Raw genomic sequence first — 22,403 nt, forward strand, 5'->3', positions numbered from 1 at the left:
GTTCCAGAATCGTCATCAGTGCTCATCACCGATGTTCAGTTACAAGCCGGAGAACTAGCTACCGGTGTTGTACCGAACGCGCTGGAAGCCGGGACTAAACAACTCGGCAAGCAGTACCGGAACGGCGTGGTGAACAACCGGATGACCCTAGTCGCCTTGTCCAACGCTGACACGGCTTCACCTGTGCGCATGGAGGTCCGCAACGCCAAAGGCGAAACCCGTATCGGCTCCTACCGATACGGCGAGCTCAACGGAACCGCAGTAGCCGACGCACGCCAGCACCTGGCAACACGAGGCTGGGGGAGACCGCCGACAATTACCGAGCGATCCAACCTCAATCTAGAAGCATTCGCAACCGGGCGGCTGCATTTGCGCCTCGCCTGGAACGAAAGGGAATGATGACACCTAACGTCTGGGTATGGGTCGGGCTGAGCTGGACTGAACGAATCCGCATGGTTCTAGAGAACTACGGCGACCGGCTCACCGATGTTTCGATATTCGGCTGGCGGGTCGGAGCCAACGGCGCACTAGAGCAGACCTTTGACCCGTCACTGCTGGACGTATACCGGGCTAGGTGGCCCCACTTGCGTTTCTGGCTGTGCTTCAGGAATGACGGCATCGGCTCAATATTCACTGCGCTGCGCAACGATGCGACCGCCCGCGAACGGCTCATGTCCGACCTCGGCGACGTTATCGACACGCACCCGTGGCTTTACGGCATCGACATTGACCTAGAGCAAGGCGGGGCAGCGTCAAACAACGTTGCCGCCGAAGCATTGTTCAAGCAGGTTGCCGACCTCGCGCACGGGCGAAACATGAAGGCTTCGGCGGCTCTGCCGGCGCTGACCTCCACCGGCTCGGTGGGTGGCGAAGATTGGGTGCGCTACAAGCAGCTCGGCGCGATGCTCGATCACGTTTCGATCATGTCTTACGACTTCGCGTGGTCAGGCTCAGCACCCGGCCCTGTGTCGCCAGGATTCTGGCTTGAAGAGGTTTACAACTGGGCGAGCTCGCAGATTACGCCGTCCAAGATCAGCATGGGCTTGCCTCTCTACGCCTACTTCTGGTCAATTCATGACTACCCCGAATCGTGGGGCGCGACCCGGCGGGGCATCTCGGGAACCTACTACAGCGCTTGGCAGTACTTCTCCGGTTCCCGCGCTTGGTCAGATTCGGGCAGTCATTACCCGATCGGCTGGGTGGCCTACCGCGACTCTTCAAGCATGAGCGCCTGGGGTTTCCTGGATTGCTACGACTGGAAAGAGCCGACCCAATGGGAAGACTCAAACGGGGTGTTCTCAGGCATATTCGCCAACCGCGAGTACGCGGTCAGGTACGGGCTGCCGGCGGGCGTTCCTCAATGGTCAGTCGCCGATAACTCGGTTGGCTCAAGCTACGTTGACTATGAGTTCAACGCCGAACCGGTGATCGCGTCCAATGGTGACACCGTTTCGCCCAAGGTTGGCTACACGTTGACCGCTGAAATCATTCAGCGTGAACCGGTGGCCGCGACAATCATCGATGACTATGCGACTTCTGCCCAGCAGCTCAACGCTGTTTACACGCAACCTTCTGGCGCGTGGACGTACCAGCAGGTCACGTCGAGCTACAAGCAATATCGGGGAACAGGAACGCTTCGCTTCGGAAATGACTTCGGCGCGCAGTCGCTTTATGCCATGGCGCGGTTCCAGTTTGCGACCGCTGGCCGCTTCAGTGTCACGTCGCAGGGAATCACCGCCGAGCTATCCAGCACTGGCGAATTGAAGCTGCTGCGCGGGTCAACTGCCTTGGCTACGAAGCAACTCGGCGCGCAAGTAGTTGGCGGGGCGGCTCAGGTTGGCCGTTGCGTGCTGGCGTTGCGTGTGCGTGAGAACAGTGCCCGCGTGTACTTCTCAAACGCGGAAACAAGCATCCCTATGCAGCTTGAAGTGAGCACGACACCACCGGGCGGGCCGACCGAATTCAGTTCAACCGGCACGGCATGGATCGATCATTCCTACCTTGGCGACGGCTGGTGGTATCAGCCCCGTGAAGCCGTGGAAATAGTCATCAATGGAGTGTCCAAAGTGCTGGGTCGCATTGAGCGCACGGGCGTTACTTGGGATGACAAGAACCGGTTCCGACCTAATGCCGACGTGGAGGAATCCGCGACGCGGGAGACCGGTGTTTCCCTTGACTGGGTTTACGCGCATTGGAAAGACCTGCCGATCACGACCGGAGTCAACACCACGTACCGGGTCCGACCGCTTGACCATGACCTTTGGTTGGGTCGGCTCATGGTGCTGGATCGCGACGGGGCAAGCATCGTGTACTTCACCGATGCCACGACAATCACGCACTGGCGCGGGCGCGCAGTTCTTGACTGGGGGCTTCAGGGCATCGCCCTGTGGTCGCTCGGTCAGGAAGACATGCGACTTTACGAATCGCTTGAAGGTGGCCTTTTGCCAGCGAACACGAAACGACTAGACGAATAATCCTGAAAGGTACATCGGATGCTGAACAAATTGAAACCCGCAAGGTGGCATGATGCCTGGATGGATTGAACAGCTAGCTCAACCGGCCATTCTCTGGCCTACTGCAATCATCCTGTTCATCTTCTGGCTGATGATCAAAACCGCCTTCAAGCTATTCCCATTCCTTAGCAAGTTCGTTGCGTTGGTGAATACCTTGGTCGGGACGGATGAGAAGCCCGGCTTGAAGAAGTGGCAGGAAGAGCAAACGAAGAAGCTCGATGGCCAGGCTGAAATCTTGGAACGCGTCCGGCACCAAGTGGAAAACGACCATTCAAGCAACATGCGCGATGACCAAGACAAAATCATGGCAAACGTGGAAGAACTCAAACAAGAGTTCAAAGAGCATGTTGCTATTGCCAAGGCCAAGGACAAAGAAGGCGATGAAACCGCCTACCGGGTCGCTGCACTTGCCGACAAGGTCAACAAGATCCAACCCATAGTTGAGCAATTAGGCCAAACATGGGGAACAAAAACCAAGAACAACTAAACCGCCCGCGAGGCGGTTTTTTCATGCCCTTGCGCAATCGCGCCGGGGCTTTTTCTATGCCCAAAACCAGGGCAGAAAGCGAGCTTGAAAATGGCTATCTCGCGTCTTGGCTGGGATTTGCTAGAGCCTAGCTCTTCCCGGCTTGTGAGCTTCAAATGGATCACCGGCAAGGTGCGCACCGGCGACGGTCAGGTGATCCTCGATTACCTTTGCCAGCGTTTCAACTCTGAAGTTGAGCCAATCGTCAAGGGCTGGTCCTGGGGCTATGCCAAGCGCGACGTGCGCGAGGCCGCGGGCATCCCCTCCGAGCATCAGACCGGTTGGGCCATTGACCTCAACGCCCCAATCCATGGCCTTGGCCTTGTGGACACGTTCAGCAAGTCCGACGAGGCCGCAATTCGTCGACTCCTAAAGGATCTGGGCGGCGCAGTTCGCTGGGGCGGCGACTACGGGGGCCGCAAGGATGAAATGCACTTCGAGCTTCAGGGTGGTCTTGCTCTGTTGAAGCGCGTTGCTGACCGTATTCGAGGCGGGGCAATCGGCAATGTGAAGCCGACCGGCAGCACATCCAAGCCAAAGCCAGCACCTAAGCCGACTTCGAAGCGCCCAACGGACTACGCGGACCTCGCGACTGATGGAAAGTTCGGCAAAAAGTCCATTGAGGCTACTCAGATCCTCATGTCACAGATCGGCCTTTACGAGCGGGCGATTGACGGCGACCCGGGAACTTACACCTGGAAGGCTGTTCAGGAATGGCTCAACGGCCTTGGGCTATACAAGCGCGCAATCGACGGGAAGCCGGGTTACTACACCTATCTTGCCCTGCAGCAGTTCCTTCGCAAGAAGGGGCTGTATCCGGCTTCGAAGTGGCTGCTCGATGGAAAGTTTGGCCCGGCAACTATCGAAGCCTTCCAGAAGTACCTGAATACCCAAAACGGAAAGTAAAGGAGTCAATATCTTGGCTAAGCACGAAGCAACTACAACCCAGGGCGCGCACCCGTGGCGCGCCACTGTCCGAACCATCTTCGCCGCTGTCATCGCCTTGGCTGCGCTCGCGCCGCTGATCTACACCGCCGCCGCGCAGCAGTCCCCAGAGCTGGCCACCGGAGCTATCGGCGGCGCGCTGGTAACTGCTGGCGCGATCACCCGCATCATGGCCATCCCCGGCGTGGAGGCGTTCCTGCAGCGTTTCCTCCCGTTCTTGTCGGCAGCCCAGCGGAATGACCCGAACGTGACCGGTGAACCTACTGTTTCGGAGTTCGATGCCTTGCTACGGGAAGGCAAGGATTCTTACCCGGTCACTGGCCCGCACGCGCCCACCGAGGCCGACCCCGCCCGCTACGAGAGCGACAAGTAACCCCGTAATGATTTAGTCCGCCAGAAACGATTCTGGCGGGCTTTCCTATGCCTCGCGTCAACCGGCGCGGGGCTTTTTCTATGCCCAAAAATCGGGCAGAAACGGAGCCAACGAAATGGCTGAACTCAACTGGGTAATTCTGCAAATTGACGGGTCCTGGGGCCAGTACACCAAAGCTGCTTTTCAGCACTTCTTGAAAAGCGAAGGGTATTACGCGCAAGCCCGTGAGTGCGATGGGGTCTTCGGCTATTGGTCGCAGTTGGCCCTGCAAAAGTGGCTGAAGTATGGCCCGGGCAGCAATCTGTCGGGGTACTCGGGGCTTCTGGACGGCAAGGCCGGAGACATGACCTGGGAAGCTCTGGGCATGCGTCTTGCTCTTTATGGCTTGTACAGCCCTACTCTCCCTTGGCCAAAGGGTCGGTACCCGGGTAACAGCGCTACGTTCTGCAAGGCGATTCAGCGGTTCTTGAACAAAGCACGGGCGTAGTTTCTAGGTAAAAAATGTTGGGCACGCTTTTATAGCGTGCCCAACATTTTTGTTTAACGCTTATACGTCGGAACCTGTGGATGCTACGGAAGTAAGCCCGTCTTCGCTGATTGCCGTGACGCTCTTCAGAGACGAATCTCTACTGCCGAGAACTTCCATAACGTAACCGCCGACCGACTTCAGATCGGCTTCGGTCCAGTTGCTGCCTTTGACCGTTATTTCGAGTTCACCTTCGGAGGGGGCATTCCATGACAAGTTCCGAGCCCACATGTATCCGCCGTCTGAAGTTGGAATATAGATCGAGTAGCTACTTCCAACGAAGCCGGTTTCGTCTTTGCGCAGGTAGAAGTCAACCCATTGCTGATGCTTTTTTTCTGCCCATTTGGCGAGTGATGCTGTAGCTCCTTTGTACTTCACTTGGGGATCGTCAGGTGATGGGGAAAGGTCTTCGTCCGACTTCGCTTCAGGCGCTGCCTGAACAATCGGCGTACCGGCGTTGGCTTCAGCGGTCAGCTTCGCGTCACTGTTCAAAAGCGTTGGATTTGCAGCGGATACGACCAGAGCGGCGACTAATGCAACGATTACTGCAAGCACTGAAATGTTGCCTACGATTCGCTTAGCTGAGCGCGACATGTTTCCTCCAAGTGATGTTTGTTAAGAGTCTAACGCCAACCGGCGACGTTATGAACTGGTTTTCTTCGGTCGCCCGCCATGGCCAGGACGCGAGGCGTTCCATGCGTCGATGGTCTCCGGTAGCCAGCCCCGCGTGTTGCGGGGAGGTTCGCCGATTTCTGCGTCGGGTTCAGGCAGGCGGCCATCGTCGGCATATTTCTTCGCGGTGTGCGGAGAAACGCCGAGTCGGTTCGCCACGCCGTTGACTGATAGATAGTGAACTGTCACTGTTTCCGAATCCTTATCGCTGTGATGATGGACGCGACACCGAAGGCAAGAACGCCAATCCCGAAGATCAGGCGCGCGAAATCCGGCATCGGTACGAATGTTGCGATGATTGCGATTGCTACGGTGATAGCAATGAGCATTTTCAATTTCATGGTGGTGTGCAATAGTGGGAGGGAGGCCAACCCCCAGCCCCGGCAAGGGCTGGGAGTCGGCTCAAGCTAGTCCTCGTCGGACTTCTTGAGAGCGACTATCAAAGCCGCGATTCCTGCTAGTAAGGTTCCGATTCCCGTTAGCAGGTTTCCGAAGTCTCCCACAGTTGCTACCTCCTTTCGTTTTGCTAGTGCTTGTCGGTACTCTTATATTCTATATGCTCAACTTGCATTCTGCAAATTGAGCATAAGGATTTAGCAAAATAGTTCCAAGAAAGATCCGCCCCGCCTTCTCCTGAAAGTGGGGCGGGTTTTCTGCGTTAAGAGACAATCGAGTGCATGAGCGTTTCACCTGAAGAGCATGCCCATGAATACCCGGCAGGGCGCTATCCGTACGTCATAGTAGAGGCACGAGGCCAGGCACCACTACATGCGAGAGTCAAGGCGAGGGCGGGCGACCTGATTCAGATTGAGTATCCGCCTCGAACCGCCGCCGGAACCTTCGAGGGTGACCCGGAACTCCGATGGGTACATAAGGACAATGCAAAGCAGGTGCGCCGAGCCGATGCGCGGTGGGCGCATACCGATGACGATATGCAATGGCATATGGACCGGGATAAGACCATCAACTATCAGCCCGGGGTGAAGCACGACTAGAATTCGCCTCATGGATCAATATGGAAACCTCGGCCCCTACCAAGACCCCAAAATCAGGCAATGGTGGGACGAACTAGAGGTAGAGACAAAAGATGACGAAGTGTGATGCCAAAGGTATCACCACGAAAAATAATCTTTGGAGGCCTTGGAATCTTTGGCGATTTTGGTTTGGGTAGTAGGGCAAAAACCGCGAGATTCCGGGGCGGAACCGGGTTTTCGAATCAGGTTCAAATCCTGTTATCCCGACCAATAACGATTAAGAGGGGCCCAGTTCTACTGGGTCCCTTTTTCTTATTCTTGAGACAATCGGGATCGGCCCGAGGGAAATCCCTAGGCCCGATATTGGCTCCAGATAACGCGAACATCGCGCATCTTTGCCTTTCAGCTGACTAACGAGCTGTAGATCACTCGAGGATGGCGCCTTTGGATGTGCGTTCAGGGAACTTTTTAGGTATAGTTATATCTCGTGCTAAGGCATTCATTGCTGATCGGATATCTGATCAAGCAAATGAATAGCAAGTCATATTGGGATATGGTGTAATTGGCAACACAACGGTTTCTGGTTCCGTCATTCTAGGTTCGAGTCCTGGTATCCCAGCGCTTCACCAAAGCAATTTGGTGAGCTGAAGATTTATCTTCAGCATACGGCCCCATCGTATAGCGGCCTAGTACTCCGCCCTCTCACGGCGGCAACACGGGTTCGAATCCCGTTGGGGTCACAAATATCGCGGAACTTCGGTTCCGCGATTTTTTTATGCCCAAACATGTTCCGTGAATAGTCATTGACCCGAATCCTGGCTTATAGGCAATAAATGGTGTCTGGCCCGGGCATGCCACCCGGACCAAACCACCTCAAAACCCAGAATTAGCGGCTACGCCCACCCCAACCAGCCCGAGCATAAAGACCCTCCTCAGCAATAGAAGCAGTGCCATAAACCTCAGGACCAACCAGGTACGGAACAGGTTTCCTGGCCACCTCCCGCTCCTTCAACAAGAGCTCTGATTCCTTGATGATCAAAGGCAGCGCCGGACGTTCCAACGAATCCGCGTGCGTCCAGCAAAACCATTCACACGCACGCCGGCGATGCTCAATGGGCATGCCACGGTGGAGCCTAATCATCTCTCTGATCCCGGAATTAATCGCTCCTTCAATCATGTTCGTTGTCGTACTGACGCCAAGACCAATGAGCTCCGGCTTCAGATACGTGAACAGATGGCCACGCTTCAAAACAGAGTTCATTGCGTTATAAGCCTTGAGCAATCGCTCGTGGGTCGGCCAGGACTTCCGGGACTGACTGATGCCTCTGGGCCAGGGCCCAGCCCAGTCTTTGGCGTAGGTGCGCTCATCGAGCAGATACTGATACTTTGACTGCCATTCAGCTAAGGCAGCCGCCCAACAGGCGGCTTCGTCCTGGTCTTTGATCCTGGTCAATTGCAAGCTCAAATGCCGTAGTGACTTGCCTGCTTCCATTCGTGGCTTCAGGGTCAGGTACGTGCGTATGGTGCGTTGGATATGCACTAGGCATCGTTGGACTTCCACTCCGGGCCAGAGCATTTTCAGCGCTTTGAGCAGTCCTGAGCCACCGTCGGTGACAACGACTTTCGGTTGTGGGAAGTGTTTGAGCAGCGCAATCCAAGCAGCTGATTTTTCGTGGTCGCACCATTGCCAGCCGATGACTTTGCCGTTGGCGATAGCGATGAGAAGGCACCAGCCTGGGCGCAGGTAGATCCCGTCGACCTGGATCTCGTCAAAGACTTCGCCGGTCTGGTTCAGGTACGGATACACGTCCCAGCACCACTGGGTTTGGTAGCGGAAGGTCCTGCCAGTGCCGCCAGCGTGGTCGGCTTGGGTTTGCTTGCTCAGCAGCCAGTTGACGAAGCCGATGAGGACGTTGCGTTGGGTCGTATCTGGTCGTTGATGAGTGGTCGAGGCATTGCAGCTAATGCATCGCCATCGTTGCTTGCCGTTGCGTTTCCCGTTCTTCTTTTGGGGACTTTGGCAGATACTACATAGGTGGGTGTTTTTTCTCTTAAGGGTCACACCTATGGGAACGAAATCCATGCAAAACTTGATTCTGCCCCGGAGTGCCGGGGCAGAATCAAGTTTTCAGACACCACTTATTGCCTATAGGCCCGAATCCTGTTCTCGTGTGTTCAGTGCTGTACGCCTGTAGACATAATGGATCCCTAGCACGGAAACCTCGGTTGGCTGCATGGCAGCTAGCAAAGAGTATTGCGCCGTGGCGGGCGCGCTAATCGTAGAACTTATCCAACTTCTGCGAGGGGTGAGGAAATCTGGGATTTGCCGGCCCCAGGCACTCTTTGGGGTGTACAGCCGTGCCAACCATTTCTGTCTACATACCTGTGTGGCCAATCAGCGCTGGAAAGTATTTAGGGAATGCATTGCTAACCAGATAGGCGGATCCACCGCATGGAGCCTGAGCTGGTGCAGTGAGTCTTCACGGGAAGCCCGCTATTAGCGAGCCTCGAGCTCGTCGCAAGCCGACGGAGACGACGTTTATAAGAAGCGCTAGTAGGAATCTTCGAATCTTACGAGCACAGTGGCGTTACAACATCCCAGGTGCGAACTCAGGTGGGCCACAAACTGTCGAACAGCATCCAGAGGTGTTTTGACTGCGATCTGTATACGTACGGGAAAGCTGGAACCGGGAACACCCAATTCTTACCTCCTTGCAAAACGCTATGTGCTCTACCTTGAGAAACGGAATGCCCTGGTCATCATTCACCGCAGAGTTTTCCATGCATCCAAATCCTGGAACGGCAGGATCTGCTGAACTGGTTTCGAGTGATAAACGCAGGCGTCTTTGCGGCTCTTATATGTTCACTTCGCGTAGCGCAGTTATCGAATGATGTTTCAGACGGTCCCGTCTACGTTTCTGGACAATGTGCTATGACCCAAATACGTGAATCGAGGAGAGACCAATTCCAGCGCGAAGTCTACGAGGACAAGATTGGCGGCAGATTAGGCTGTGCTGTTTCGGATAGCTGACAACGCCAAGTTGTGTGTGGAACACCCCGGACCAACTTCCTGCCTGAATTTGATCGTCCATATATGAGTGGGTGGGGAATGATCGATTGTCATCTTGACATTGTTGCAAGTGCTTCCAGTACAGCGGTCAATCCGAGGTGACTGACAGCGACGCACTCCTTGGCCAGTCATGGGTAAGAGGGAGGTAGTTCAACTACGCCTCGGTGAATGGCGGAGTCGCAGTCGACCGCGAATCTGGAAAACGAGAACAAGCGACAGCAGCAATGACTCGTTCCCACTCTTGTAGCAAGCCGAAGTCGATCAACTACGGAGAACCAAGCAAGGAGTTCGGAAGGCCCCCCGGGTGTAGCGGCTGTGGTTGTAGGTTCCTGTGTTGGCTGCCAAAGTACAGCAACGAATTTTGCGGGTACCGGAACGCGCATGGGCGCCAGGGTTGTCACGACGGATGACCATCAAGCCTGCTTTTGGACTGGAAACTGCAGGTGTAACCACAGTCACCTCTAAAAGCACCGATCCGATTTGTAACTGTCCGAAAACCTGTGTATAGTTTTTATCTGTCGCCGCAACGAGGTCAGCTTGAAGCTGATACCAAATCCGGTGACAATCACTCAGAAAAAGCTCAAGTAATTTTGAGCGAAATAAATATCTGAGAAATATAACGCTGGACGAAATCATGGCTCGAATTGACGGGTTGTGGAGAACCGGTAAGTGTTTGTTGTTTGAGAACTCAATAGTGTGCCAAGTTTGTTGATACCGAATATTTTTATTTGGTGAATACATAACATTTGCTTGAGGCATTGCACCCCCGTGTGATGTTCTTGAGTGTTTTTTATTCGCCAGGATTTTTTCATTGATTCTCCCTTATTTTCCGAGGGGTTTCGGTGGCTTTTTGTTTTTTATGGAGAGTTTGATCCTGGCTCAGGATGAACGCTGGCGGCGTGCTTAACACATGCAAGTCGAACGATGAAGCCCAGCTTGCTGGGTGGATTAGTGGCGAACGGGTGAGTAACACGTGAGTAACCTGCCCCCGACTTTGGGATAAGCCCGGGAAACTGGGTCTAATACCGGATATGACTTCCTGCCGCATGGTGGGTTGTTGAAAGATTTATCGGTGGGGGATGGACTCGCGGCCTATCAGCTTGTTGGTGAGGTAATGGCTCACCAAGGCGACGACGGGTAGCCGGCCTGAGAGGGTGACCGGCCACACTGGGACTGAGACACGGCCCAGACTCCTACGGGAGGCAGCAGTGGGGAATATTGCACAATGGGCGGAAGCCTGATGCAGCGACGCCGCGTGAGGGATGACGGCCTTCGGGTTGTAAACCTCTTTCAGTAGGGAAGAAGCGAAAGTGACGGTACCTGCAGAAGAAGCGCCGGCTAACTACGTGCCAGCAGCCGCGGTAATACGTAGGGCGCAAGCGTTATCCGGATTTATTGGGCGTAAAGAGCTCGTAGGCGGTTTGTCGCGTCTGCCGTGAAAGTCCGAGGCTCAACCTCGGATCTGCGGTGGGTACGGGCAGACTAGAGTGATGTAGGGGAGACTGGAATTCCTGGTGTAGCGGTGAAATGCGCAGATATCAGGAGGAACACCGATGGCGAAGGCAGGTCTCTGGGCATTTACTGACGCTGAGGAGCGAAAGCATGGGGAGCGAACAGGATTAGATACCCTGGTAGTCCATGCCGTAAACGTTGGGCACTAGGTGTGGGGGACATTCCACGTTTTCCGCGCCGTAGCTAACGCATTAAGTGCCCCGCCTGGGGAGTACGGCCGCAAGGCTAAAACTCAAAGGAATTGACGGGGGCCCGCACAAGCGGCGGAGCATGCGGATTAATTCGATGCAACGCGAAGAACCTTACCAAGGCTTGACATGTGCCAGACCGCTCCAGAGATGGGGTTTCCCTTCGGGGCTGGTTCACAGGTGGTGCATGGTTGTCGTCAGCTCGTGTCGTGAGATGTTGGGTTAAGTCCCGCAACGAGCGCAACCCTCGTTCCATGTTGCCAGCACGTAGTGGTGGGGACTCATGGGAGACTGCCGGGGTCAACTCGGAGGAAGGTGGGGATGACGTCAAATCATCATGCCCCTTATGTCTTGGGCTTCACGCATGCTACAATGGCCGGTACAATGGGTTGCGATACTGTGAGGTGGAGCTAATCCCTAAAAGCCGGTCTCAGTTCGGATTGGGGTCTGCAACTCGACCCCATGAAGTCGGAGTCGCTAGTAATCGCAGATCAGCAACGCTGCGGTGAATACGTTCCCGGGCCTTGTACACACCGCCCGTCAAGTCACGAAAGTTGGTAACACCCGAAGCCGATGGCCTAACCACCTTGTGTGGGGGGAGTCGTCGAAGGTGGGACTGGCGATTGGGACTAAGTCGTAACAAGGTAGCCGTACCGGAAGGTGCGGCTGGATCACCTCCTTTCTAAGGAGCTAACCATTTTTTGGTTGCCCATGCTGGACACGAGTGTTGTCCGGGTGGGTTGCTCATGGGTGGAATATCAATGAACTCAGTACTGGAAAGCGCGTGTGCCTGATCGGCCCCTTGGTGGGGTTGTGTGGTGCGGGCGGGGTACTGGCTGTGGCTGTGCGGCGCTGTTGTTGTCGAGTACGCATCCTTTGGGGTGTTGGAAAGATGGTGGTGGTGTTGTGTGGCTTGTATGGTTTGGCATGCTGTTGGGTTTTGAGGCAACAAGCCTCCTTGCCTGGCTGGTGATTGGCTGTTGGCCTTTGATGCGTTTTGTGCGTGTTGGGGGTTGGTGGTGGTTGCTGGTTGGGGTTTGCAAGGGGTTCTTGGTGTTTCGGTGTTTGTCCTGTGTTTGCCGTGGGCGTGCCTGGCGTGGTGGTGGTTTGTGGTTTTCATCCTTTGGGGTGGGGGTTGCGGGTTGTTGCCGCGGGGGTGTGTTTGCGGGGGTGCGGGGTTGTTGTTTGGGAACTGTATAGTGAACGCGAGCATCTTGCAGATGAGATGAGCTTTGGGGTCCTTTTCCTTGGATTCTGGGGTGTTTGAGTCTTGTCTGCGTGATTTTGTTAGATTGTTTTATTGCTCAATTCTGAGAACTTTGTTTTGTGTTGAAGTTTTTAAGGGCGCACGGTGGATGCCTTGGCATCAAGAGCCGATGAAGGACGTGGGAATCTGCGATAAGCCTGGTGGAGTCGATAACCGGACGTTGATACCAGGATTTCCGAATGGGGGAACCCCGCACCATGTTATGTGGTGTGACCTGCAGCTGAATGTATAGGCTGTGTGGAGGGAACGCGGGGAAGTGAAACATCTCAGTACCCGCAGGAAGAGAAAACAATAGTGATTCCGTTAGTAGTGGCGAGCGAACGCGGATGGGGCTAAACCGGTTGGTGTGTGATAGCGGATAGGCGTTGCATCATCGGGGTTGTGGGGTTGACATGTACCAGTGCTATCTTGCTGGTGGGATGAGGTGCAGGCGTATAGGTGAATCGGTTGGAATGCCGGACCATAGAGGGTGATAGTCCCGTAGGTGTAATGCGTGTCTGCCGTTCTAGTGTTGATACCCGAGTAGCACGGGGCCCGTGAAACCTTGTGTGAATCTGCCAGGACCACCTGGTAAGCCTGAATACTACTTGATGACCGATAGTGAATCAGTACCGTGAGGGAATGGTGAAAAGTACCCCGGGAGGGGAGTGAAATAGTACCTGAAACCGTGCGCTTACAATCCGTCAGGGCCTGGGACTTGTTCCTGGGTGATGGCGTGCCTTTTGAAGAATGAGCCTGCGAGTTAGTGCTGTGTCGCGAGGTTAACCCGTGTGGGGTAGCCGTAGCGAAAGCGAGTCTGAATAGGGCGTTTGAGTGGCACGGTCTAGACCCGAAGCGAAGTGATCTACCCATGGCCAGGTTGAAGCGCGTGTAAGAGCGTGTGGAGGACCGAACCCACTTCAGTTGAAAATGGAGGGGATGAGCTGTGGGTAGGGGTGAAAGGCCAATCAAACTTCGTGATAGCTGGTTCTCCCCGAAATGCATTTAGGTGCAGCGTTGCGTGTTTCTTGCTGGAGGTAGAGCTACTGGATAGGCGATGGGCCCTACAAGGTTACTGACCTTAGCCAAACTCCGAATGCCGGTAAGTGAGAGCGCAGCAGTGAGACTGTGGGGGATAAGCTTCATAGTCGAGAGGGAAACAGCCCAGAACGCCAACTAAGGCCCCTAAGCGTGTGCTAAGTGGGAAAGGATGTGGAGTTGCTGTGACAACCAGGAGGTTGGCTTAGAAGCAGCCACCCTTGAAAGAGTGCGTAATAGCTCACTGGTCAAGTGATTCCGCGCCGATAATGTAGCGGGGCTCAAGCACACCGCCGAAGTTGCGTCATTCAAATATTAACCTGGTTTCGATTGGGTGTTTGGATGGGTAGGGGAGCGTCGTATAGCGGGTGAAGTCGCGGTGGAAACCAGCGGTGGACGCTATACGAGTGAGAATGCAGGCATGAGTAGCGAATGACGGGTGAGAAACCCGTCCGCCGAATGATCAAGGGTTCCAGGGTTAAGCTAATCTGCCCTGGGTTAGTCGGGGCCTAAGGCGAGGCCGACAGGCGTAGTCGATGGATAACGGGTTGATATTCCCGTACCGGCGAAGGACCGCCCATACTGAGCTGTGGATGCTAACCATGATGGATCATGATTGTTGCAGCCTTCGGGTTGTTGGTTGTGTGATGTGGTGGGAACCGATGCAGTGAGGTCAGCGTATTAACAGGTGTGACGCAGGAAGGTAGCCGAGCCAGGCAATGGAATTGACCTGGTCCAAGGGTGTAGGAAGAGTGGTTGGCAAATCCGCCGCTCATATGTTCTGAGACCTGATAGGCGCCCGCTTTGGTGGGTGATTCGGTGATCCTATGCTGCCTAGAAAAGCATCGGCGCGAGGTCCCAGTCCGCCCGTACCCCAAACCGACACAGGTGATCAGGTAGAGAATACTAAGGCGATCGAGAGAATCATGGTTAAGGAACTCGGCAAAATGCCCCCGTAACTTCGGAAGAAGGGGGGCCTGCCTCGTGATCAGCTCTTGCAGTTGTGAGCGGGTGTGGGCCGCAGAGACCAGGGGGAAGCGACTGTTTACTAAAAACACAGGTCCGTGCGAAGTCGCAAGACGATGTATACGGACTGACTCCTGCCCGGTGCTGGAAGGTTAAGAGGACTGGTTAGCCGTAAGGCGAAGCTGAGAATTTAAGCCCCAGTAAACGGCGGTGGTAACTATAACCATCCTAAGGTAGCGAAATTCCTTGTCGGGTAAGTTCCGACCTGCACGAATGGAGTAACGACTTCCCCGCTGTCTCAACCATGAACTCGGCGAAATTGCAGTACGAGTAAAGATGCTCGTTACGCGCAGCAGGACGGAAAGACCCCGAGACCTTTACTATAGTTTGGTATTGGTGTTCGGTGCAGCTTGTGTAGGATAGGTGGGAGACTGTGAAGCTTGGACGCTAGTTCAGGTGGAGTCATCGTTGAAATACCACTCTGGCTGTATCGGTCACCTAACTTCGGACCATGATCTGGTTCAGGGACAGTGCCTGATGGGTAGTTTAACTGGGGCGGTTGCCTCCTAAAATGTAACGGAGGCGCCCAAAGGTTCCCTCAGCCTGGTTGGCAATCAGGTGTCGAGTGTAAGTGCACAAGGGAGCTTGACTGTGAGAGTGACAGCTCGAGCAGGGACGAAAGTCGGGACTAGTGATCCGGCGGCACCTCGTGGAAGGGCCGTCGCTCAACGGATAAAAGGTACCTCGGGGATAACAGGCTGATCTTGCCCAAGAGTCCATATCGACGGCATGGTTTGGCACCTCGATGTCGGCTCGTCGCATCCTGGGGCTGGAGTAGGTCCCAAGGGTTGGGCTGTTCGCCCATTAAAGCGGTACGCGAGCTGGGTTTAGAACGTCGTGAGACAGTTCGGTCCCTATCCGCTGCGCGCGTTGGAAATTTGAGAAGGGCTGTCCTTAGTACGAGAGGACCGGGACGGACTAACCTCTGGTGTGTCAGTTGTACTGCCAAGTGCATCGCTGATTAGCTACGTTGGGAAGGGATAACCGCTGAAAGCATCTAAGCGGGAAGCCTGCTTCGAGATGAGATTTCCATGCACCTTGAGTGTGTGAGGCCCCCAGCTAGACCACTGGGTTGATAGGCAGGATGTGGAAGCAAGGACTGAAGACTTGTGTAGCTGACCTGTACTAATAGGCCGATGACTTTCAACACACAATAAAGCATTATTTGAACTAACAATTTTTCAATGCTGCTCGCGTTCACTATGCGGTTACGAGACAACAACCTCTGAAACCATAAAACTTTTGCAGGTGCAGGGCTTCGGTCCTGGCACTGGAAACACATATGACCAGGAATGGTTGGTTTGTGTGCTTCGTGATTGTTACGGCGGTCATAGCGTGGGGGAAACGCCCGGTCCCATACCGAACCCGGAAGCTAAGGCCCATTGCGCCGATGGTACTGCACTCGTGAGGGTGTGGGAGAGTAGGTCACCGCCGGACTTAACTTGGATAATATGTGGTTTGGGCCCTGACACAGTTTGTGTCAGGGCCCTTGCTTGTTTAACCAGCAAAACAGGTTGGTGGGGGTTCGGGTGGGTGCCTGGCCCCCCTTTTTTTTCCTGTTTAAAGAGCGTTGGATGCTGACCGGGGACCGCGGCACCTTAGCGACATTGCCCGTGCCAGCAACCTGCCCACCAGCACCACATCGCGGATGCCGCGCGTTCTTGAGCACTGGGGCTACGTCTCCCGGGCCAGTGATGGGCAATATTCCCTCGGGCAGCATTTCGTCCAGTCCCGGGTAGTCAATGACCAGACCAGCGTCGAGGACCTGATCGACGCTTCCGGGCCGATTATGGGCCTGTTGACGGAGCAGACCTCGGAGTCCAGCTACCTGGCAGTGCCCAGCCCGGCCAACACCTGCACCTTCCTGCGCGAGGTGCAAAGCTCGCTGCCCGTCCGGTATGTCGGATTCGACGGCTGGGAAGGGCGAACGGTTCCCATGGGCGGATCGGTGACCGGAGAAGTCCTGGAGGGGCGGGTCCCGGATCCGGGCTATGTGGTGATGGTGGCCGTCGAGGACCCCGACGCTACAGTGATCGGCGCCCCCGTGCGCAATGCGCAGGGCAGGATCGTCGCGGCCCTGAGCATTGCAGGACCGAGCTTCCGGATGGGCGAGCAAGCGGTAGCGGCCCACGGTGCCGCGGTGTGCTCAGCGGCCGATGAGCTTTCTGCGCAACTGGATTCGCGCCTCCAGCCAGGCGCCCTCTAGCCCGGGCAAAGCCGTCGGGCACCGTGGATGCCGGGGGAACCGCCAGCTTGCCGAAAGCGTGAGGCCGCTCCACGGGTGGTGAACATGCGCCGGCGTGTGCCGAAGGACACCTTATTGACCTGCCTCTGGATTGGCACCCTGTCAGCAGGCCTGATATAGTTATGGAGTTGTCGCAATCGCGGATGACACCGTAGTTTTCCCATGGCTAGCCATGAGGTATAGAGTTACGGCGATCATAGCGTGGGGGAAACGCCCGGTCCCATACCGAACCCGGAAGCTAAGACCCACAGCGCCGATGGTACTGCACTCGGGAGGGTGTGGGAGAGTAGGTCATCGCCGGGCATAATTTGCCGAAGGCCCCGAACGAAAGTTCGGGGCCTTCGATGTTTAACCGGCGCGTTAATGCGAAAAAGCCGAGGGCCAGAAAAGACAGCTTTTCCGGCCCTCGGCTTCGCGCGGTTTAGGCTTCGCTGAGACGCAGGCCGCTCTCTGTATCAAACAGATGCATGTGCTGCGGGCGAGGCGCAATGTTCAGCTTCTGGCCTCGTGCAGGTGGCGTGCGGCCATCAACGCGAACCACAACCACCTGGGTTTCGCCAGCAAGCTCAGCAGAACCGTAGATGTAGGCGTCTGCGCCGAGTTCTTCGACCACGTCAACGATGATCTCTACGCCCTCGCCGGCACCCACGATCTCGATGTCTTCCGGGCGGAAGCCCAGCGTGGTTCCACCCTGGGCGCCCGGAGCCTGGATCAGGGTAGAGCCGAAGGCCACTTGCTCGTTAGCAGATTCCAGCTTGACCAGGTTCATGGCCGGGGAGCCGATGAAGCCGGCAACGAAGACGTTACGCGGACGGTCATAGAGCTCGCGAGGAGTACCGACCTGCTGCAGTTCGCCATCCTTGAGCACTGCAACGCGATCGCCCATGGTCAATGCCTCAACCTGGTCGTGAGTCACGTATACGGTGGTGACACCAAGACGGCGAGTCAACGAAGCGATCTGGGTACGAGTCTGCACACGCAGCTTTGCGTCCAAGTTGGACAGCGGCTCATCCATCAAGAAGACCTGGGGCGAACGGACAATTGCGCGGCCCATGGCCACACGCTGGCGCTGACCGCCGGAGAGAGCCTTCGGCTTGCGGTTCAGGTACTGCTCCAGGTCGAGCAGCTTGGCTGCTTCCAGAACGCGGCGGTTGCGCTCTTCCTTGTCTACGCCTGCAATCTTCAACGCGAAGCCCATGTTCTCGGCAACGGTCATATGAGGGTACAGCGCGTAGTTCTGGAAAACCATTGCGATGTCGCGGTCCTTTGGCGGGACGTTGGTCACGTCCTTGTCGCCAATGAGGATGCGACCGGAATCGACCTCTTCCAAGCCTGCGAGCATGCGCAAGGTGGTGGACTTGCCACAACCCGACGGGCCCACGAGCACGAGGAATTCTCCGTCTTGGATTTCCAGGTCGATTGCATCCACGGAGGGCACGAGAGCGCCTGGGTAGATACGGGTGGCCTTATCAAAGGTCACAGTTGCCATGATGACAATCCTTTCACGGGCAGGTACGTGCCCGACGATCCATAGTGAAAGTGAAATAGGACACTTTAGTCTCGCATGGAAACCAGAATTTGCAAAAGCTCTGGCAACTGCTGCGGAGAAGCTATATGATGCGTGGCCAGAGTCGGCCCGGAACCTACTTTTATCCCAAGATCATTGGGCTCCAGTACCTTGAATCCGTTTTCATCGGTGACGTCATCACCGATGAAAAGCACCGCATCAACCTGTAACAAATCTTTAAGCCACGTTAAGCTCTCGCCCTTGTCTCCTTGATGCACCGAGGCTTCAAGGACCGCCTTGCCCTCGAGGAGCTTGACTCGGCCCATGGCGTTCAAAGCGGCCTTGGCCTCGCTGAGCGCGGCGTCGGCGGCAGCTGTTGTTGCGCGGCGTACATGCAGCACGGTCGCCGAAGGCTTGTATTCCAAGCTGACATCCTCGTAGGAATCGGCCACGGCCGCGAGTTCCTTGGTGATGCGAGCCAGCAGATCCTGCTGTTCGCTGCTCAGCGGCTTTTCGATCCATTGCCCTTTGAAGGGCTCTGGCAGCAGGCGCTCAGCACCGTGCGAGCCAATGCAGATTTCCGGCAGGGGCTCGGGATAAACCTGCGCCAGGGAAGCTAAATTGCGGCCGGAAACCAAAGCGGCAAAAACGCCAGGCAGCTGCCTGAGCCTTTCAAAAACCTCGGCAGACTCCGGAAGAGGCCGGGCGTCCTCGGGGCGGTCGACGATTGGCGACATTGTCCCGTCAAAGTCCAAGGCCACAAGAATATTCTGATGAGCTGCAAACCTGCTCAGCGCGGCGTGCAGTTCTGGGTCGAGGTCAGACACGTTTGTATCCCATCGAGAGTGTGCGGATGCTGGTGCCGGGCTAGCGGACGATGGCATCTGTCGAGGAAGCGGAGCTGATTTCAGCAAGTTCCGCGAGGAAAACCTCTGACCAGCGGGCCACGGTATTCACCTTCAGGTGCCGATTCATCCGTCGCATGCGCTTCTCTTGCTCAGCCTCGTTCATATTGACGGCCTGGATGATCTTGTCCTTCATGCCGTCGATATCGTGCGGGTTCACCAGCACGGCTTGGGTCAGCTGGTCAGCGGCGCCCGTGTATTCGGAAAGCACCAGCACGCCACGGCCATCCTGATGGGCTGCGACAAATTCCTTGGCGACCAGGTTCATGCCATCACGCAGCGCGGTCACCAGCAAAACATCGGCTGCCAGGTAGAGGGAAATCATCTCGCGCAGCGGATAGGACTGGTGCAGATAGCGCAAGGTGGTGTGGCTCAGGGTGTCGTGCTGTCCGGTAATTTGCCCCACCATCAGTTCGACCTGGTCGCGCAGCTCCATGTAGGTGTCGACGTTTTCGCGGCTCGGGCTGGCCACCTGGATCAGGCACACATCACCGGCGCGCAGTTGCTCGTCCGCAAGCAACTCGCCGTAGGCCTTGAGTCGGTGGCGAATGCCCTTGGTGTAGTCGAGGCGATCCACACCGAGAATCACGGTTTTTGGATTGCCCAGCTCATTGCGAATCTGCGCGGCGCGGGCAATGATCTGCGGGTCGCGGGAAAGCTTTGCGATCTGCTCGGTGTCAATGGAGATCGGGTGGGCCTTGGCCCGGCAGAGATTCTGCATTTGATTGTCAGCAGGGGGAGTGGCGACGTCGCCCTTGGTGGAGTAGTCGGTAAAGCGGCGCAGGCAGCGCAGGAAGTTGGAGGCATCGGCTTCGCGCTGGAAACCAACAAGATCGGCGCCGGCCAGGCCTTGCAGGATCTGGGTACGCCACGGCAGCTGCGAGAAGAGGCTGGCTGCCGGGAACGGGATGTGGAGGAAAAAGCCGATCTTCAGATCCGGCCGCGCCAAGCGGATCATCTGCGGCACAAGCTGCAGCTGGTAGTCATGGACCCATACGGTGGCATTCGGGGCGGCAATTTTCAGCACCGCGTCGGCAAAGCGCTGATTGATCTTCTTGTAGCGGTCCCACCATGTGCGGTGGTACTCCGGAGGCACGATTACATCGTGGTAGAGCGGCCACAAGGTGGAGTTCGAGAATCCTTCGTAGTACAGCTCCAGATCGTCTTCGCTCAGCGGAACCGGGACCAGATGGATGTCGTCCTTGTCGAAGCTCTCCAATTCTTCGTCAACACCACCATGCCATCCAACCCAAGCACCGTCCGAAGCTGCCATGATCGGCGCCAGAGCAGTCACCAGGCCGCCGGGAGAACGCCGGAAGCCTTGTGTCCCGTCGGGATTCGTGATCCGGTCAACGGGCAGCCTGTTGGCTACGACTACCAAATCGTAGGATTGCTCGGTATTTTGGCTTGGTGCTGGGGTACCCACTTAAACCTCCTGGTTTGATCAAACTGTGCACCGGCGGGGTGCGGATTCGTCGGTTCTGAGTGAATGACTTTGTATTCGATTTTTTCTGCTGCGCTTTGCGGAAGGCCTTGGTGAAAAGCCACTCCTATTAAAATCATACTGAATTTTTTCTCTTGCCATGTGAGGTGAGGCACGCTAAGCGGTGCGTCACAGCGGGCCCTGCCCTGAATCGGATGCCTTGCGCCCATGACTTGGTTGAATGCTCAAGTACAGGCTCGGGTCGCGCTTTGGGCGCTGTATGCACAAGATATGCGTGTCCTGTGAAGGGTGGGCAATCTGGGGTTTTCAGGGATATTTGCGCAAAGAGTTGGCTAAGCTTGACCCAGATGACTGTTCGCTGCTGACTGAGGAACCACCAAATTTATGTCTACGAATAATCCGCGCCCAACTAAGGCGCAGCGCAACGCGAGCGCTCGCGAAAAGGCTGCCCAGCTACGAGCCAGCCAAGAAGCCGCTCAAAAACGCAAGTCACTTTTCGTGAAGCTTGGCGTTCTTGTCGCCGTCATTATTGTTATCGCACTGGTAGTTACGCTGATCGTCCGAAACAACAATGCGAAGATTGAAGACAGCGGTGCCACTCCTCAGGGCGCGACGGCTGCCGGCGGCATCGTGGTAACTTCCGCTGACTCGGTTGCTGAGAAAACTACCGACCAGGTAGACGTTACGAAGCTGACCGCTCCCGAAGAGCCGCTGGCTGCTCCTGAACCGCGTGACCTGATTGTCGCCAAGAAGGGCGAGCCAATCAATATCACCATGTACGTGGATGCCAATTGCGTGCACTGCGCCGACTTCGAAGCCACTTACGGCGACCAGATCGAAAAATGGCTGGCCAATGGCGACGTTAACGTCGAGTACCGCAACGTTGGATACCTCGATGGCGGTTCGCCAACCAACTTCTCCTCGCGTGGCGCCAACGCTCTTGCTTGCGTCGCCGATGAGAGCCCAGCTGCCTACATGAAGTTCGTGAAGGCACTGTGGGGCCACTACCCAGAGGGCGAAATGAAGAACGCTGAACTGGCCCAGATGGCAGTGGACAATGGAGCCAGCGAATCGGTCAGCGACTGCATCGAGGGCGACAAGTTCCGCCCATTCGTCCAGTATGCGACCACCGCAGGCCAGTACGATGGCGTGAAGGGAACCCCTTCGATCTTCATCCAGGGCAAGGAACTCGCTTTGGGCACCGATGACTTCCCGACCAAGGTTGAAGAAGCGATCAAGGCCAATAAGTAAGTCCAAAGCCAGGCTCTAGACAACCAGGCGCGATCCGGTAAAATTTCTTATTGATCTCGCACCAATACAAAGGGGAAGAAAGCCATCCGTGGTTTTCTTCCCCTTTGTCTTGCCCGCAACCCCTGCCGATTCGCAGACCAGCGGTGTTTTCAGATATTCTTATCCGGTACGCCCCCTTAGCTCAGCTGGCCAGAGCGTCTGTCTTGTAAACTGAAGGTCACCGGTTCGAATCCGGTAGGGGGCTCCACACTGGACGTAGCCCAGATGAGAACCGTGTTCATGATCTCCCATGACGCGGTTTCTTTCATTTCTGCCACCAGCATCATGGAGCTGAAGCCGTGCCTGCAAACCGGTTGTGCACCGCACCGGTAGAATTCCTAGCGAGACCACAATCCTTGAGCCAGGGCGGATCGGCCCGATGTTCATCACCATTTAAAGGAGC

Annotated in this window: 16 protein-coding genes, 3 tRNA genes and 4 rRNA genes; 16 read left to right on the forward strand and 7 right to left on the reverse strand. The window is 56.0% G+C overall.

The annotated features are described in order from the left end of the window. Positions 1-18 precede the first annotated feature (18 nt). The 6 genes from AOZ07_RS03130 to AOZ07_RS03155 all read left to right on the forward strand — a co-directional run bounded on the left by AOZ07_RS03130 (position 19) and on the right by AOZ07_RS03155 (position 4,844). Positions 19-399 (forward strand): hypothetical protein, encoded by a 381-nt coding sequence (locus tag AOZ07_RS03130; RefSeq protein WP_060700671.1) that lies wholly within the window; start codon positions 19-21, stop codon positions 397-399. Next, entirely contained in the window at positions 396-2,474 is a 2,079-nt protein-coding gene (locus tag AOZ07_RS03135) for a glycosyl hydrolase family 18 protein (protein ID WP_060700672.1), read from the forward strand. Before AOZ07_RS03130 ends, AOZ07_RS03135 begins: the two co-directional genes overlap by 4 nt. A 49-nt stretch (positions 2,475-2,523) precedes the next feature. Next, complete coding sequence (locus tag AOZ07_RS03140; RefSeq protein ID WP_060700673.1) at positions 2,524-3,000, forward strand: hypothetical protein; 477 nt, start codon at positions 2,524-2,526, stop codon at positions 2,998-3,000. A 144-nt stretch (positions 3,001-3,144) separates the two neighbouring features. Further along, positions 3,145-3,945, forward strand: coding sequence for a M15 family metallopeptidase (locus AOZ07_RS03145; protein WP_060700674.1), 801 nt, complete (start codon positions 3,145-3,147; stop codon positions 3,943-3,945). A gap of 13 nt (positions 3,946-3,958) precedes the next feature. Beyond that, entirely contained in the window at positions 3,959-4,357 is a 399-nt protein-coding gene (locus AOZ07_RS03150; protein ID WP_060700675.1) for a hypothetical protein, read from the forward strand. A gap of 115 nt (positions 4,358-4,472) precedes the next feature. Next, the gene (locus tag AOZ07_RS03155) at positions 4,473-4,844 is read left to right on the forward strand and encodes a hypothetical protein (RefSeq protein ID WP_060700676.1); all 372 of its coding nucleotides are present in this window, start codon (positions 4,473-4,475) and stop codon (positions 4,842-4,844) included. A 60-nt stretch (positions 4,845-4,904) separates the two neighbouring features. On the opposite strand, the gene AOZ07_RS03160 is transcribed toward AOZ07_RS03155, so the two are convergent. Together AOZ07_RS03160 and AOZ07_RS18080 are read right to left on the reverse strand one after the other, a co-directional pair. Beyond that, positions 4,905-5,477, reverse strand: coding sequence for a hypothetical protein (locus AOZ07_RS03160; RefSeq protein ID WP_060700677.1), 573 nt, complete (start codon positions 5,475-5,477; stop codon positions 4,905-4,907). A gap of 48 nt (positions 5,478-5,525) precedes the next feature. Beyond that, entirely contained in the window at positions 5,526-5,744 is a 219-nt protein-coding gene (locus AOZ07_RS18080) for a helix-turn-helix transcriptional regulator (protein WP_075972405.1), read from the reverse strand. Between the two features lie 488 nt (positions 5,745-6,232). On the opposite strand from AOZ07_RS18080, the gene AOZ07_RS03165 reads away from it, so the two are divergent. The 3 genes from AOZ07_RS03165 (at position 6,233) to AOZ07_RS03175 (ending at position 7,269) form a co-directional block, all read left to right on the forward strand. Next, complete coding sequence (locus tag AOZ07_RS03165) at positions 6,233-6,550, forward strand: hypothetical protein (RefSeq protein WP_060700678.1); 318 nt, start codon at positions 6,233-6,235, stop codon at positions 6,548-6,550. A gap of 526 nt (positions 6,551-7,076) precedes the next feature. After that, positions 7,077-7,148: transfer RNA gene (locus tag AOZ07_RS03170), tRNA-Gln, on the forward strand. A 48-nt stretch (positions 7,149-7,196) separates the two neighbouring features. After that, positions 7,197-7,269: transfer RNA gene (locus AOZ07_RS03175), tRNA-Glu, on the forward strand. 146 nt (positions 7,270-7,415) lie between these two features. On the opposite strand, the gene AOZ07_RS03180 is transcribed toward AOZ07_RS03175, so the two are convergent. Beyond that, positions 7,416-8,612 (reverse strand): IS1249 family transposase, encoded by a 1,197-nt coding sequence (locus tag AOZ07_RS03180; RefSeq protein WP_060700362.1) that lies wholly within the window; start codon positions 8,610-8,612, stop codon positions 7,416-7,418. 1,248 nt (positions 8,613-9,860) lie between these two features. Next, positions 9,861-10,358 carry a hypothetical protein gene (locus AOZ07_RS18660; protein WP_194943777.1) on the reverse strand — a complete coding sequence of 166 codons (498 nt, stop codon included), beginning with the start codon at positions 10,356-10,358 and terminating at the stop codon, positions 9,861-9,863. Positions 10,359-10,455: 97 nt separating this feature from the next. On the opposite strand from AOZ07_RS18660, the gene AOZ07_RS03185 reads away from it, so the two are divergent. The 5 genes from AOZ07_RS03185 (at position 10,456) to rrf (AOZ07_RS03205) (ending at position 17,157) form a co-directional block, all read left to right on the forward strand. Beyond that, a 16S ribosomal RNA gene (locus AOZ07_RS03185) occupies positions 10,456-11,981 on the forward strand. 646 nt (positions 11,982-12,627) lie between these two features. Further along, a 23S ribosomal RNA gene (locus AOZ07_RS03190) occupies positions 12,628-15,759 on the forward strand. Between the two features lie 170 nt (positions 15,760-15,929). Further along, positions 15,930-16,046, forward strand: a 5S ribosomal RNA gene (gene rrf / locus AOZ07_RS03195). A 133-nt stretch (positions 16,047-16,179) separates the two neighbouring features. Next, the gene (locus AOZ07_RS03200; protein WP_075972406.1) at positions 16,180-16,815 is read left to right on the forward strand and encodes an IclR family transcriptional regulator; all 636 of its coding nucleotides are present in this window, start codon (positions 16,180-16,182) and stop codon (positions 16,813-16,815) included. A 225-nt stretch (positions 16,816-17,040) separates the two neighbouring features. Further along, positions 17,041-17,157, forward strand: a 5S ribosomal RNA gene (gene rrf / locus AOZ07_RS03205). Together the 16S, 23S and 5S rRNA genes form the textbook arrangement of a ribosomal RNA operon. Positions 17,158-17,275: 118 nt before the next feature. Here the strand turns inward: rrf (AOZ07_RS03205) and AOZ07_RS03210 are convergent. The 3 genes from AOZ07_RS03210 to AOZ07_RS03220 form a co-directional block, all read right to left on the reverse strand. Further along, on the reverse strand, positions 17,276-18,343 hold the full coding sequence (locus AOZ07_RS03210; RefSeq protein WP_060700680.1) for an ABC transporter ATP-binding protein: 1,068 nt from the start codon (positions 18,341-18,343) through the stop codon (positions 17,276-17,278). A 65-nt stretch (positions 18,344-18,408) separates the two neighbouring features. Next, entirely contained in the window at positions 18,409-19,188 is a 780-nt protein-coding gene (gene otsB, locus AOZ07_RS03215) for a trehalose-phosphatase (RefSeq protein ID WP_060700681.1), read from the reverse strand. A 40-nt stretch (positions 19,189-19,228) separates the two neighbouring features. Continuing rightward, positions 19,229-20,692: an alpha,alpha-trehalose-phosphate synthase (UDP-forming) gene (locus tag AOZ07_RS03220; protein ID WP_060700682.1), complete on the reverse strand. Its 1,464-nt coding sequence runs from the start codon at positions 20,690-20,692 to the stop codon at positions 19,229-19,231. 402 nt (positions 20,693-21,094) lie between these two features. On the opposite strand from AOZ07_RS03220, the gene AOZ07_RS03225 reads away from it, so the two are divergent. After that, positions 21,095-21,961 carry a DsbA family protein gene (locus AOZ07_RS03225; protein ID WP_060700683.1) on the forward strand — a complete coding sequence of 289 codons (867 nt, stop codon included), beginning with the start codon at positions 21,095-21,097 and terminating at the stop codon, positions 21,959-21,961. A 170-nt stretch (positions 21,962-22,131) separates the two neighbouring features. After that, positions 22,132-22,208 (forward strand) — tRNA-Thr (locus AOZ07_RS03230). The last annotated feature ends 195 nt before the right edge of the window (positions 22,209-22,403 follow it).

Origin of the sequence: Glutamicibacter halophytocola, assembly GCF_001302565.1 — a bacterium.
In the GTDB taxonomy this organism is placed as follows: Bacteria; Actinomycetota; Actinomycetes; order Actinomycetales; family Micrococcaceae; genus Glutamicibacter; species Glutamicibacter halophytocola.

Bases quoted from the DNA above. Each gene is read 5' to 3' on its own strand.
- AOZ07_RS03135 (WP_060700672.1), top strand. From the start codon at position 396: ATGATGACACCTAACGTCTGGGTATGGGTCGGGCTGAGCTGGACTGAA.
- AOZ07_RS03140 (WP_060700673.1), top strand. From the start codon at position 2,524: ATGATGCCTGGATGGATTGAACAGCTAGCTCAACCGGCCATTCTCTGG.
- AOZ07_RS03155 (WP_060700676.1), top strand. From the start codon at position 4,473: ATGGCTGAACTCAACTGGGTAATTCTGCAAATTGACGGGTCCTGGGGC.
- AOZ07_RS03160 (WP_060700677.1), bottom strand. From the start codon at position 5,477: ATGTCGCGCTCAGCTAAGCGAATCGTAGGCAACATTTCAGTGCTTGCA.
- AOZ07_RS03165 (WP_060700678.1), top strand. From the start codon at position 6,233: ATGAGCGTTTCACCTGAAGAGCATGCCCATGAATACCCGGCAGGGCGC.
- AOZ07_RS03180 (WP_060700362.1), bottom strand. From the start codon at position 8,612: ATGGATTTCGTTCCCATAGGTGTGACCCTTAAGAGAAAAAACACCCAC.
- AOZ07_RS18660 (WP_194943777.1), bottom strand. From the start codon at position 10,358: ATGCCTCAAGCAAATGTTATGTATTCACCAAATAAAAATATTCGGTAT.
- AOZ07_RS03210 (WP_060700680.1), bottom strand. From the start codon at position 18,343: ATGGCAACTGTGACCTTTGATAAGGCCACCCGTATCTACCCAGGCGCT.
- AOZ07_RS03225 (WP_060700683.1), top strand. From the start codon at position 21,095: ATGTCTACGAATAATCCGCGCCCAACTAAGGCGCAGCGCAACGCGAGC.